12 protein-coding genes are annotated in these 12,957 nt (G+C 31.3%); all 12 read right to left on the bottom strand.

Annotated elements, in window-relative coordinates:
* Positions 1–120: 120 nt before the first annotated feature.
* Positions 121–720, bottom strand: a complete 600-nt coding sequence (locus tag BFJ87_RS12095; protein ID WP_077404824.1) for a hypothetical protein — start codon at positions 718–720, stop codon at positions 121–123.
* A 270-nt stretch (positions 721–990) separates the two neighbouring features.
* Entirely contained in the window at positions 991–1,758 is a 768-nt protein-coding gene (locus tag BFJ87_RS12090; RefSeq protein WP_077404821.1) for an SDR family NAD(P)-dependent oxidoreductase, read from the bottom strand.
* A gap of 19 nt (positions 1,759–1,777) precedes the next feature.
* Entirely contained in the window at positions 1,778–2,902 is a 1,125-nt protein-coding gene (locus BFJ87_RS12085) for a polysaccharide lyase family 7 protein (RefSeq protein ID WP_077404817.1), read from the bottom strand.
* On the bottom strand, positions 2,886–3,605 hold the full coding sequence (locus tag BFJ87_RS12080; RefSeq protein ID WP_077404814.1) for a FadR/GntR family transcriptional regulator: 720 nt from the start codon (positions 3,603–3,605) through the stop codon (positions 2,886–2,888). The genes BFJ87_RS12085 and BFJ87_RS12080 overlap by 17 nt, the downstream gene beginning before the upstream one ends.
* A gap of 64 nt (positions 3,606–3,669) precedes the next feature.
* A complete protein-coding gene (locus tag BFJ87_RS12075) occupies positions 3,670–4,941 on the bottom strand; it encodes an Nramp family divalent metal transporter (RefSeq protein ID WP_077404811.1) in 1,272 nt (423 codons plus the stop codon).
* Positions 4,942–4,944: 3 nt separating this feature from the next.
* Positions 4,945–6,813: an NADP-dependent phosphogluconate dehydrogenase gene (gndA, locus tag BFJ87_RS12070; RefSeq protein ID WP_077404808.1), complete on the bottom strand. Its 1,869-nt coding sequence runs from the start codon at positions 6,811–6,813 to the stop codon at positions 4,945–4,947.
* A 308-nt stretch (positions 6,814–7,121) separates the two neighbouring features.
* Positions 7,122–7,466, bottom strand: coding sequence for a T9SS type A sorting domain-containing protein (locus tag BFJ87_RS12065; protein WP_077404805.1), 345 nt, complete (start codon positions 7,464–7,466; stop codon positions 7,122–7,124).
* Between the two features lie 702 nt (positions 7,467–8,168).
* On the bottom strand, positions 8,169–8,891 hold the full coding sequence (locus tag BFJ87_RS12060) for a hypothetical protein (RefSeq protein WP_245799634.1): 723 nt from the start codon (positions 8,889–8,891) through the stop codon (positions 8,169–8,171).
* Between the two features lie 59 nt (positions 8,892–8,950).
* The gene (locus BFJ87_RS12055; protein WP_077404799.1) at positions 8,951–9,463 is read right to left on the bottom strand and encodes a hypothetical protein; all 513 of its coding nucleotides are present in this window, start codon (positions 9,461–9,463) and stop codon (positions 8,951–8,953) included.
* A 56-nt stretch (positions 9,464–9,519) separates the two neighbouring features.
* The gene (locus BFJ87_RS16995; protein WP_077404796.1) at positions 9,520–10,194 is read right to left on the bottom strand and encodes a hypothetical protein; all 675 of its coding nucleotides are present in this window, start codon (positions 10,192–10,194) and stop codon (positions 9,520–9,522) included.
* Between the two features lie 259 nt (positions 10,195–10,453).
* Positions 10,454–11,668: a nuclear transport factor 2 family protein gene (locus BFJ87_RS12045; RefSeq protein ID WP_245799633.1), complete on the bottom strand. Its 1,215-nt coding sequence runs from the start codon at positions 11,666–11,668 to the stop codon at positions 10,454–10,456.
* An 18-nt stretch (positions 11,669–11,686) separates the two neighbouring features.
* The gene (locus tag BFJ87_RS12040; RefSeq protein ID WP_077404794.1) at positions 11,687–12,724 is read right to left on the bottom strand and encodes a helix-turn-helix domain-containing protein; all 1,038 of its coding nucleotides are present in this window, start codon (positions 12,722–12,724) and stop codon (positions 11,687–11,689) included.
* Positions 12,725–12,957 lie beyond the last annotated feature (233 nt).

Genomic DNA, 12,957 nt, shown 5'->3' with positions numbered 1-12,957 from the left:
AATATAAATATAAGTTTTAATATATTATTTTTTATTTTTTTGTTTTTTATTTTTTGTATTTTTTTTAATATTTAAGAATTTGTTTGTTTTTTACCTCAGTTCTTTGTTGTGCATAGTGTTTTATTCAGCTTTTATTTCATAAGGTTTTTCTGGAAATCCGAATAATATTGCTTTTTGCTCATCTATTTCCTTAATTCCGATTAGTGTTTCTCGTTCATCATTTTCGAAAATTGACGCGAAATAAGTTCCTTGCAAATTTTCTAATATTAATTTCCGTCCATTTCTTTTCATTCTTTTATTCAGTTCTTGGATTACTGGACTATCCAAAATTTTGTTGAATGTTAATGGTATTTTCTCGTTATTCCACTGTGCTTTGAATTTGAGCGTCTCAATTTTTTTAGATTCAAGTTCCGTTTTCGTTGGTTCAATTCTTTCATAGTCAGTCGCAAATTCAGTATCCTCTGTTTTAGATTCAGTTTCGCTCAAAACCGTGAGAGTTTTTCCCATTCTAAATATTCTTATTCGGTTGTCATTTACGAATTCATATTTTGATTCGGAAAGTTTCTCGCTCCATTCAGTTCGGACTTTTGATAATTCATTTCCGTGTTTTAATTCAAGTTCAAAATGGATAATTTGGTCGTTAGTGAATTCAATAAATTCTGGTCGACAATAGTCGTCTCCTGTTTTAATCTTTAACCAAGTTCCATTCAGGTTTTTCATTTATTTTCTATGGTTTTGGGACATTATGCACAACTATAAATAAACGCAGTTTATTGCGTTTATTCCGCCAATATGGTTGTATAAACGCACATTTAGCTTTTTTAGGTTACTAATTTTCCTACAATTTAAAACTATTTTTTATATCGTAATTAAGTAAATGTATAATTGGCACATTTTTTAGTATAAATGGTAATTATAATGCAAAAAAAATCTAGTGAAGTTGCTTCACTAGATTTTTTTAATTACCTAAAAAACTTTTTTAATATAGCATTACATATTGTACACACCACCGTTAATGTCTAACGTTGCGCCGGTTATAAAACCATTATACTCAGAAGCTAAATATACCACGGCTCTAGCAACGTCATCTGCGTTACCTGCACGTTGTATAGGTATGCCCGCTGTTGTAGCCGCGGCAGACTCTTTTGTGGTGTGCGTGTTATGAAAAGAGGTGCCAAGTATAAGCCCTGGTGCTACAGCATTTACCCTTATGCCTTGCGGACCTAATTCTGCAGATAATGCCCTGGTAAGTGTTAATATTGCGCCTTTGCTAGTAGAGTAGGCCAGTGAACCCGGGTGCCCACCTTTACGCCCTGCTAATGAAGCTAGGTTTACTATGCTACTATTAGTGTTTTTGGCTAAATATGGTGTTGCTGCTCTAGTAACAAATAACATAGATGTTAGGTTTATATCCATTACTTTGTTCCAAAAATTAGCGTCTATTTCTTGCAGCATTTTGCGTGCAACTAAGGAGCCTGCATTGTTAATTAGTATATTTAAACTACCTAGCTCTGCTACCGTTTTTTGCACCAAGTTGTTGGCATCTTCCTCTTTTGTTAAGTCGCCACTAATGGCAATAGCTTTTTGCCCTTTATTGGTAGCGTAAGCAACTAATTTATTAGCTGTTTCTGTGCTAGAAAAATAGTGTATAGCAACGTTAGCGCCATTATCTATAAAGTGGGTTGTAATTGCTTCTCCTATACCTTGTGCACCTGCGGTTATAAGTATGTTTTTACCGGTTAATTTAGTAGTATTCATATTTTTATAATTAATAGTGTTAGTCGTTTTTATCAAAATACCCTTGGTTAGACACAGCTGTGTTGCTAACTGTTATGCTTGCGGTTTTAAACCAAACCTCTGCATAATTACCATCTGCATATTGCTTTTGTATGTTGCCATTGTGCGTTTCTGCACCAGAGCACCAATTTTTGTTTACCTCTGGAGATTTGCCATTGGTTTGGTTGTAGGCGCCTAGTTTAAAAAAACAACCCTCGCCAGCATAGGCATTTTTACGCTCTACACCATCTTGCCCAATGGGTACAAATAAGGCTTGTGTTTGTGCAGGTATGCTGTCTTTTGTAGTGTAACTGGACACTAGTAAATTTTTTGTAAATGTTTTTGTTGGGTGGCCTTTGCTGCTAAACGTTAGGCTCATAATACCATTTTTAACTTCTACTTTATAACTAAATTCTTCACCTAGTGCTATGCCGTCTTCTGGTTCTTCTGGGTAAGTGTTTTCAGTGTCGCCAACTACAGAAAAATTATGACCCCAAACGGCAGTAGAATAGTCCCATCTTTTGCTGTTGTCTTCACCATCGGTATTAATTTCATAATGCCAAAAAACAGAACCCTTTTTGTGGCCAGGAAACTTTTTGTAAAATATTTTTAGCGGTTCATTCTCGTGTTTATCTGCACTATGTATTTGTCCAACTACTATAGCGTAAGATGCTGCAACACGTGCATCACCAGTTGCAGAAACATTCATCACCTTTAACGTAGCTTCTAATTTGTCGTTAGCCGTTTTAGGATACCATTTTTTAGCCTGTGCTAATTCGGTTCTGGTATTGTTAGATGTTCCGTGGGTATCTCCGCCATTTGGTGCTTTAAAAACAACCCAGTTGTTTTTGCCATCGTTGGTAGTGTAAAAAAAATCTTTATGTTCAAAATTATTGGCAATACCAGCATTAGAGCCATCACCTAAAATAAGTTTCCAATGGTTAAAAAAAGGAATTACATGACTAGCATAAACAGTTTTTTGTGCCTTTACAGTGTTTGTACTTTTTGGTGTGGTAGTTTTATCCTCATTGTTTTTGCAGCTATTTAAAAATACCAAACAGCTAAAAAATAAGATTTGTGCTACGGTATTGCCGTGTTTAATACCTAATTTAAAATAGTTTTTCATTTATATTTATGTTTTTTATATGCATTGATAATTTAAAAAAGTGGTCGTTCATTTTTTTAGTAGCTAACTCTGGGTCATTAGCTTCTATGGCTTGCAATATGTCTTCATGTTTTTTAATTTCTGTGCTTACTTGGTCTCCTTCGCAAACGGTATCTCTTTCATAAGTTTTTAAAATAGGTGGTATTAACAATAGCATTAAAGACACCATAGTATTGTTTTTGCTAGCCTTTGCAATGGCTAAATGAAACAACAAGTCTTCCTCCAAATAATCATCTCCTACAGTAATTTTAGCTTTAAAAGCTTCTAGTGCATTTTTAATATGTTTTAAATCTGCCTCTGTGCGCCTTGCTGCTGCTAATTTTACGGTTTTTAGTTCTAATGATATTCTGGTTTCTACAAGCTCGTTAAAAGATGGTGTATCTAGGGCAATAATTTCATTAACCATACCATTAAAACCAACCAGCCCAACAGCTAGTATAGTACCACTTTGCGACATAGATTTTACAACACCGTAAAACTCTAACTTGCGTATGGCTTCTCTAATATGGTTTCTTTTTACACCAAATTTTTCAGACATAATACGCTCTGATGGAAGTTTATCTCCGCGCTCTAAATTTTTAGCATTTATGAAATCTTTTATATTACAGATAATAACATTTTGCATTATTCTGTTAGAGTTTTCATCAATCAAACTTATTTTCATGGTGATGATATTTTATAGTATTGCATTTAGTTGTGTGGTATTTTAGCCTAAAAAGCTTAATAGCTTAATAGTTTAATAGAGCTAGTATACCGTTGTACGATATAAGCAAAGAAAAGAATAAGGCTGCATACAAACCAATATACACTCCCAAGCTTGTTTTATAGTTTTTCATAATTTTTTTGTTGTTAAGTATAAGTATAATACCCAGTACAACTACAGGCAATACAAATACATTAAAAACTTGCGATAATATTTGTACCTCTATTGGGTTTGCGCCAAAGGCAGGACCAATAAGTGCTACCAAGCAAGCAATTGCTGTAATAATTCTAAACTGTTTAGAGCTAGTGTCTAATTCACCAGATTGGTAGTCTGCAATAAGTAGTGGTGCAATTAATAAACAAGGAAAAATTGAAGACAACCCAGCGCTTAAGGCTCCAAAAAAGAAGATTGTAACAGCCCATTTACCAGCAACAGGTTCTAGGGTTGTAGCCATATCTAGTACATGGTTTACCTCTTTACCTTGGTAAAATAGAGCCCCAGCGGCTACAGCCATAATAGTTGCACTAATTATAAAAATTAATATAGATGCGGTAATGGCATCTTTTTTTTGTTGTGCAAGGTTTTTAATGGTCCATCCTTTACCTTTTACAAATAATGGTCTAGATAAAAATGTGGCAGATGCCATTGTTGTGCCAACAAAGGCAGCAACTAGCATTTTGCCTCCAGATACATTTGGTATGCTTGGTAGCAAACCTTTTACCACATCTACAGTTAGCGGTTGTACAAAAAAGAACGACAAAAAGAATGATAACCCCATTATGGTGACAAAAATGATTAGGATTTTTTCAAAAAACGTATATTTTCCAACCAACATAAGCAAGTAAAAGGTAATAATAATTACAATTGCTATACCTAAAATTGTTTGGTACTCGTAATCTCGTAAACCATCAAAACTTATGCTTAAAATCTCAAAAATAATATTAGAAGATATACCTAAAATTCCCATTAAAGAGTTCCATTGCCCAAATGTAATACCTACTATAATTAATATGGCTAAAACCTTACCGTATTTAAAGTGTTTTTTAAAGGAATATAGTGCAGTTTCTCCGGTAAGAAGCGCATAGTTTCCGTAGGCAAAAATTAAAACGCCAGAAAAAATACAGCTAAGTAATAACACCCATAACAGTTGCATACCAAATTTACTGCCAGCTACAATCATAGATGTTACACTGCCAGTACCTATGGTATAACCAATTGCAAATATTCCTGGTCCAAAGCTTAAAATAAGCGCAAGTATTTTTTTAAATATAGATTTTTTAGTTGTAGTTGTTGGCATAGTTTAGTTGTTTGTCCAGTTGGTGTGGTAAAATTTATTTGTATTATCATCTATTCTTTGGTAAGTGTGCGCCCCAAAGTAATCTCTTTGTGCTTGTAATAAGTTAGCAGATGAACTAGCAGTTGCAAAACCAATTAAAAAATTAATGGCTTCGCTAAAATTAGGAATAGGTATTTCGTTTAAAACGCACTCTGCTACTATTTTTTTAGCACTTGGTTTAAGTGTGTTTATTTGTTCAATTATAGGTTTACTTGTAAGTATATTGTTTGTGCTTTTAAATGTAGTAACCAAGCTAGACATAAAATCAGATCTAATAATGCAGCCGTTGGTCCATATTCTGGCAAGTTCGCTTAAGTTCAGTCCCCAATTGTAACGTGTAGAGGCTTCATCTATTAACCTAAAACCTTGGTAATGATTTATAATGCGTGCAAATTGATACGCTTGTAAAAGCTCATTATTAGTTAGGTTTAGGTTGTGTGGTGTAGTTGGTTTAAAATGCAAATTGGCAGCAACTCTATCTTCTTTAAAAAATGAAATGTAACGTGCAAACAGGGCGGAGGCAACCATAGTACTTGGTATACCTAGTTCTGCAGTAGCAATTGTGGTCCAGTTACCAGTACCTTTATTGCCTGCTTTGTCCATTATTTTGTTTACCAGCCAATCATCATTATCTTTTTTTCTTAAAATATCAATAGTAATTTCTAGCAAGTAACTATTGGCTGTTTTTTTCCAATCATTTAAAATTGTTGCTATTTGGTCTGGATTATTGCCCATAGCTTTTAAAATAAAAAACACCTCTGCTAGTAACTGCATTTCTACATACTCTATACCGTTATGCACCATTTTTACAAAATGTCCGCTGCCTTCCGTGCCAATATGTGTACAGCAAGGTAAATTATTTGCGTCTTTAGCCGCTATAGCCTCTAAATAAGGTTGTACTTGTTTGTATGCTTTTTTGTTTCCGCCTGGCATTATAGACGGGCCTTTTAAAGCACCTTCTTCTCCGCCAGAGACGCCAGCGCCTATAAAATGAATTTGTTTGGACGCTAAATATGTAAAACGTTCTTTGGTTTTATTGTAGTTAGAGTTTCCACCGTCTATTAAAATATCTCCTTCTTCTAAATAAGGTAACAGGTCTTTAATAACTTGGTCTACAATGTTGCCAGCATTAACCATTAACATAATTTTTCTGGGCTTTTGTAATGAGTTTACAAAAGGAGCTATAGCATCAAAAGGTAAAGCATTGGCTAATTCTTTATATTCATTTTTAAAATTTTTAGCAACATATACTTCTTTGCCATCTACGTGTCTATTAAATAATGATATTTTAAATCCTTTACGTGCTAAGTTGCGGCTAAGACTTTTGCCCATAACACCTAATCCAAACAAACCAAACTCTGCTGTATTCTCTAATTGTTTACGTATCACTTGTACTATAGTATTGGGAGTTAAACTTATGTTTACTTTAATTGCATTTTTAGGTTCTTCTAATGTGTTAAACTGAGATTGTAATAAATCTGAATTCATAAAATGACCTTTGCGATCATTAATTCTATTTTTAATTAGCTCATAAGAACCGCTTAAATACACCCATTTTACATCATTTTTAATGGTATTGCTTAAAATAGTTCTATAATCTTCTTTAAGTGCAGAGCAAACTATAACTGCGCCTTTATTTTTAAGTTCAGTTATGGCAAGTTGGTTTAAGGTTTGTAACCATCCCAGACGGTCGTTGTCATTTAAAGGTTTCCCTTTAGACATTTTTAAAATATTATGCTGTGGATGGTAGTCATCTCCGTCAAAAAAAGGAATAGAAAGCTCTTTAGATAATAAACTACCTATGGTGCTTTTGCCTACACCAGAAACTCCCATAATAAATACAATTTGTGTTTTAATTTTAATATGTTTTAAATTGGGTGCCCAAACTGGGCACCCAAATATATGTTTTTTATTTTAAATAATTAGTTGATAGCGTGAATATTATAAAAGTAGAGGTAGAAAAAGTGCTTAAAAAGCATAAAAAGTGTGTGCTTTTATGCCTTTAAATTTGTAATGTGTAAAGTGAAAAAATAGGAGTGTAGGGTAATAAATTATGGCGCGCACACTAAAAAAAAAGCGGAATACCTAGTGATAGATATTCCGCTTTTATTGTTACTAATTTTAATAGTCTTTTATAAGTACTATTTTTTTACAAATAAAGAACGTTTTTTAGATTTTGTACCTGTAATTTCTATAACATATGTTCCTGGTGGAATTTCAGAAATATTTATTTTTAACAAAGTACTATTGTCTTGCTTACCAATTAATAGCTTGCCTTGTAAATCATAAACCTTAACATAAACTATTTTTTCATCATTAGCACTCACAAAAATAGTTTCATTTACAGCAGGATTAGGAAAAAGCTTAAAGTTAATACCTGAATCATTAGAAATTTTATTTACTTGGTTATCAGACATAACATTACAAATAGGAGCAGTAGTTTCGTTACTAAAGTATAATGTAAAATTATTAGTTTTAGAAACCATCACAAAATTACCATTATCTGATGTTACCCAGTAATCACCATCAAAATTAGGAATTAAGCTATTGCTAATAGATATTTCTGGATTCGCATTTTTAAACTGAAAGGTGATATTAGGTTTTAAATTTATATAATAATCAGGAATACCGTTATTTGTATTTATTGAAAATTGATATAATCCATTGTATCTTGAATTCCAATTAATAGTAAATGTTTTTAAGTTATTTAAAGATGGACCTCCTGTCCCTAATACAAAAACGTTAGAAAACTTTTTAATATCAAAATCTTCTAAACCAGTTTGAGAAGGTGTATTAAAGCTACAATTCTCAGATGGGTTTTGTTCTGCTATTACAGTTAACGTAAATTGCGTTTCTGTAGAAGCCCCATCGTTATCTGTAGCAACAGCTTTAAACGTATAAGTTCCTTCTAAAAGACCATTAAGTTCATCTGTATTTGGAGATTCTGAATGTCCCCATTTATATGAGGTAGAATTTATTAATAAAAAAATTGAAGACTATAAGTTAGAAAATTGGAAATAGAGTGAATTTAATTATAGGTGATGAAATTTTTTAGCTTGTTGCCAAGGCTTAAATTAAGCATAGTAAGGAGGTGTGCTGTCTATGTTTGCAGCGGAGGAGGTTGTAAGTTTTCATCTAAGCACAAAAATCTGCATTAGCTTTAGGCTTTGTTCTGGGCTGCTTTTTAGTTAATATTTATACATTTCTAACTCGTCAAAGTCTTTTATTTCAGACAGTTTTATTAAACTATCTATTTCAATATTATTCCAAGTTTCCTTAAATATTTCATCTCCACTTTCTGCGTTCTCATTTGTATTTTCTTTTACTAATTTCTTTTTTGTTAAGAAATTTATACTTGTTTCTTTAAGTATAACGGGACCACGATTACTACTCGAATCGTATCCAATTAGTTTAAAATTTGAGTTTTGAAATCTGAATGTATATTCCCAATATCCGTATCTGCCGTGTCCAAAATGGATATATAATTTGTTGTTTTTAATTTCAATCCATAATTCTGGCGCAAAATAAACTCCACCATCTTCATTTTCCGATGAGAAACATTCTAAATTTTTATCAGCAAGTTCATAACCGTTTGCATTTTTAAATAGTACAATAATTCCACGCCTATTCCGGTCAACTTTTTTGTTGAATTGATTCATAACAACATTTGCCGAATCAGTCTTTTTAATTACCAAAACATAATCTACCAATCCGTCCTTATTAAGGTCTCCAGAATATTTTTCAAATTCAGTATAACCTTTGGGAATAAAATTGGATAATTGGCTATTTTGAGCTTTACAGCTAAAAATTATTAGTAGAAAAAAAAAGGATATTTTTAAAACTCTATTCATACAATTTTCAGTTTTTAATGGTTTACGCTTTAAATTGCCTACAACTATAAATAAACGCAACTTTAACGCTCTAGTTTAGTTTTTTGTATAAATTATAATTAATTCTGTTTTCTTATATTTTAGTATACTTTATAACTTTCATCGGTAATTGTACTTAAAGAGAGGCTGCCAAACCTATGTAAATCTGTAAGGTTACCATCTAAAAAATTTGAAAGGTGAGTTAGGGCATCATCTTGTAAAACACCCGTAGCGGCTGTTTGATGTTCTTTTACAGACTTTTCTTTAGAACCTCCAAAAAACTGACTAAGTTTTGAGGTAGGTACAATGTTAGACGACATATATTCTAAAACCAATTTAATTTGATTGGGCTGTACACTTGGACTTGGATACAGGTGAGGATGAATATGCAAAATATATTCTTTTCTGTTTCTTTTAAACGAAACAGAAAAATTCCAAGAATTATCTTCAACTATGTCAGAATCGTTTTGGTTTTCTGGTGTAGCTTTGGTTAGTAAATTAAACCAATTAATGCTTTTGTATTGTTCTAGTACTTGTTTAGTAGAAGAAACTGTAGTGTCTATTCTCTTTTCGTTAGACATATAATTCTCTAAAGAAATTATGTATTTTTCCATAGTAACTTACTTCAATTTTTATTAGTTAATGCAACTAAATGATTATATATTTTATATTATTTTCCTATTACTAGTTTTCCTTGGTTAAACCAACAGTAATACCCCATTTCCCATATTTTAAAGTATGGCTCAAAAACATCAAAATTTATTTTTTGTTGGTAAGACGGATACTGCAAATAATACGAAAGATTATAATCACAATTTATAGCGTAGTATGCCTCGCTTAACACTTCAATAGTTGCTTTGTAATCTGTATTGTCTATAAACCAATCAGAAATTGACTCATAAACTATGGCGTTGGTGTCGTTTTTGTTTGTTCTAACATCAAGATCCGAAATTTCTACAGTTTTAATTTGAGACATAGTGTCTATAAACTCCTGGTCGCCTGTAATTTTAGAGAACAGTGTTAAGTTTTTAATGTATTTTTCTCCGTATAACAGTAATAACTCTTTGTTTTTTGTAGGAGCCGGACAAAAATACGCGGGAGTTTTTCCTTCTGTAGCTAATTCATTAAAGATGCCTTTAGTAGCGTTAAAAATTTTCAGCAATCGTTTGTAATAAAGGTCTCCTTCTTTAATTGGTTTAAACACCTTTTCAAGATTAGTTCCGTTGGGCATAAATGCCTGAAAATAACCATAAAATTGATCACTTAAATCATCAGACTCAACATCTAAATCTATAACTTCATCTATAATATCTCCTAAATACTTAGCGTATTCTTTTTTTGTCATTTTTAATGTAGTTTGGGTTGTATAAATTATGTGGTCTAATAATTTTACATCTACGTTATTATTTTTATAAAATTAAAGGAATTGCTATGATTTTGTACTAGTAAATGTTTTTTTGCCTAAAAACAGTTTATATCTGTAAGGTTTAACCTTATTAATTAAAAAAAAAGAGTTTGCTTGTTATACTTTCCGTTAGGAAAAATACAAACAAGCAAACCCAAATTACTGTTATTAAGCGCTAAGTAATGCTAGTTGCTTAGGTTTAATTGGTTTTAGATTTTAAACGTTCAATAATTTGTAAAGCAACATCTTTAGATGATAAATAATTTTGCCCAGTTATTAAGTTCCCTTGTACTTCTACCTGAGATGTATTTCTTTTTGAAAACTGAAAAATACCACCTCTTTCTTCTATGGTTTTTTGAATTAAAAATGGCCAATGTTTAAAATATTCAGCATCTTTTTTCTCAAAAGAATCTGGATACCCATTAACAATTTTACCTTCATAAACATAGCGGCCATCTTTAGTTTTAAGGTTTACAATACCAGCTGTACCGTGGCAAACGGAAGATATAATTCCGTTATGCTCCTCGTAAATTTCCATAGCAATTTTTTGGATATCCTTGTTTTCTGGCACGCCATACATAGCACTACCACCACCAATATAGTGTACAGCTTTGTAATTTTTAGCAATAATTTCTATTGGTTTTTTAGTATGTTTTAGTGCGTACATAAAGTCTTTGTTGTACACAAGGTTTTTTTGTAACGGGTCTGATGTGTCTATGTACGTTAACGGAATGCTTCCGCCGTTAGGACTAACAAAATCTACAGTATAACCAGCATTTTTAAAAGTAGTATAGGCATTGGTTATTTCAGAAAAACTATTGCCTGTAGCAATATCAGAATCTCCATAAAATGATGCGTTAGATACTATAAATAAAATTTTATCTCCTTGTTGGTTGCTGTTTTCACTAGCTGCAGATTTGCTAATAATTTCCCATTGGTTTTTAATTTTTTTAAGGAGAAACATATCTATGTACCTAGAGTTGCTCTCAGGAAAAAGAATTTCTGCTTTAGCGGTAGCTATACCTTCAAAATTATCTATAGATATGATGTTGCCAATTCTCCCATTAAATTCTCCTTGTTTTTTGTTTTTATACCAGCCAATATATTCTTTTGCAGGAACTACCCATAACGTTTTTTCTTTGTTCTCTAAATATAAATTGGCATTAGCATAAAATGCTTTTTCTATAAGTTTGGGTTGGTTGTAAGATGTGCCGTTTATGTAATTTAAAATAGTGGTTTCTATTTTAGACCTGTCTGTTTGGGCAACGGTTATATTGCTTACTATTAAAAAACCAATGGTTAAAAAAAAATGTTTCATATGTGCATTATTGTTTATAATTAATGCAGCAATACTAATAGCAATCTTCTTTTTGGTTGTTACAGATTTATACCATAAAACTCCTAAAGTATACATTAGGAATTTTGCAACACATTACTTATTAATGTATTTAGTTGGTGTTGTGTTGGTTACTTTTTTAAAGGCGGTGTAGAACGTGCTTTTAGAATTAAAGCCACTTTGCTCTGCAATAACATCAATTTTTAGGTTTGGTTTTGATTTTAAAAGCAGTTTTGCCTCTTCAATTCTATATTCATTAATAAATTGTGTAAAGCTTTTGTTTAAATCGTTATTTAAAACTTGCGATAGTAACTGTGGCCTAATATTTATTTTTTTAGCCAATATAGGTAAAGTTAAATTTGGGTTTTTATATAATTCTTCCTCTTTAAAAGCAAATTTTATTTTGTTTACAATTTGTTGTACTTCATCTTTTTGCAATTGTATTGCACTGTATTTTTCTTTCTTTTCTGATGTAATAAAATCTTTTTTTCTTTTATAAAATAACAGTAATCCAGATAAGTAAAAGGCAAACGTAAATGAAAAAGCACCCAAAATGTACGATGTGTAATTAGCGGTATAGTAAGCAATCCAAATAATAAAAACACCAAAAAATACGCTTAGCATCCAAACATCATCATAGTTTAGTTTTTCTTTTTTGTTTGTTATTTTTTTTAAGGCACTTTTTAATAAAAAAGCAGAAACTACTATATATGCCAACCATTGATAGTTAATTACGGTATAAAAATAAGTAGTCCAAAGCTCTATATTTGCAGTATAAGGGTATAGCAAGCCTACACCAAAAATAACTATTGTTAAAACTGATATTTGAAAAACTAATGATTTGCGATACTGCTTGTATGTTGTTGTTTTAGATTTTATATAAAAATATAAAAAGGGTCCTATAAGAAAACAGGCCGATAGACCAATTTGCAAGTAGTTTTTAGATAAATCTGGATTATAATAAAAGAATAAAGATTTCCAAACTCTAATACTTAAAGCAGCTAATAACAAGCCCAAAAAGTAATTAGAACTATTTAATGGTTTACAAAAAAATAAAAAATACAGACTTAAAATTAAGCTATTAAAAGCCCCCAGTGCACTAAAGAAAAATATTAAATTATTATCTAAGTTCAATTTATTATTCTGGTTTTACAGCAAGTAAATATAATATTCTGTTTTAACTTTTTACTTGTTGGCACTAAATTTTATGCTTGGGGCGTTGCAGCTGTTTTAATAACGGAGTACTAATTTTTTAAATAAAATTTAAATTTTTCTTAAGCCAAAACTACTTCGTTATCATTTAATTTTAACATATTTAATTCTTTTTTCTCTTTTTTAATATATATTTTTATAATACTATCATTAAT

It is taken from the genome of Cellulophaga omnivescoria, from assembly GCF_001999725.1.
Taxonomy (GTDB): Bacteria; Bacteroidota; Bacteroidia; order Flavobacteriales; family Flavobacteriaceae; genus Cellulophaga; species Cellulophaga omnivescoria.
Note: the sequence above shows the minus strand (reverse complement) of the source record. Positions and strands in the feature narration are given on the sequence as shown.

Excerpts from the sequence above, each read along its gene's own strand:
- BFJ87_RS12085 (WP_077404817.1), bottom strand. The coding sequence starts at position 2,902 with ATGAAAAACTATTTTAAATTAGGTATTAAACACGGCAATACCGTAGCA.
- BFJ87_RS12045 (WP_245799633.1), bottom strand. The coding sequence starts at position 11,668 with ATGTATACTTTAGGAGTTTTATGGTATAAATCTGTAACAACCAAAAAG.
- BFJ87_RS12075 (WP_077404811.1), bottom strand. The coding sequence starts at position 4,941 with ATGCCAACAACTACAACTAAAAAATCTATATTTAAAAAAATACTTGCG.
- BFJ87_RS12055 (WP_077404799.1), bottom strand. The coding sequence starts at position 9,463 with ATGGAAAAATACATAATTTCTTTAGAGAATTATATGTCTAACGAAAAG.
- gndA (WP_077404808.1), bottom strand. The coding sequence starts at position 6,813 with ATGGGAGTTTCTGGTGTAGGCAAAAGCACCATAGGTAGTTTATTATCT.
- BFJ87_RS12080 (WP_077404814.1), bottom strand. The coding sequence starts at position 3,605 with ATGAAAATAAGTTTGATTGATGAAAACTCTAACAGAATAATGCAAAAT.
- BFJ87_RS12095 (WP_077404824.1), bottom strand. The coding sequence starts at position 720 with ATGAAAAACCTGAATGGAACTTGGTTAAAGATTAAAACAGGAGACGAC.
- BFJ87_RS12090 (WP_077404821.1), bottom strand. The coding sequence starts at position 1,758 with ATGAATACTACTAAATTAACCGGTAAAAACATACTTATAACCGCAGGT.
- BFJ87_RS16995 (WP_077404796.1), bottom strand. The coding sequence starts at position 10,194 with ATGACAAAAAAAGAATACGCTAAGTATTTAGGAGATATTATAGATGAA.
- BFJ87_RS12065 (WP_077404805.1), bottom strand. The coding sequence starts at position 7,466 with ATGGTTTCTAAAACTAATAATTTTACATTATACTTTAGTAACGAAACT.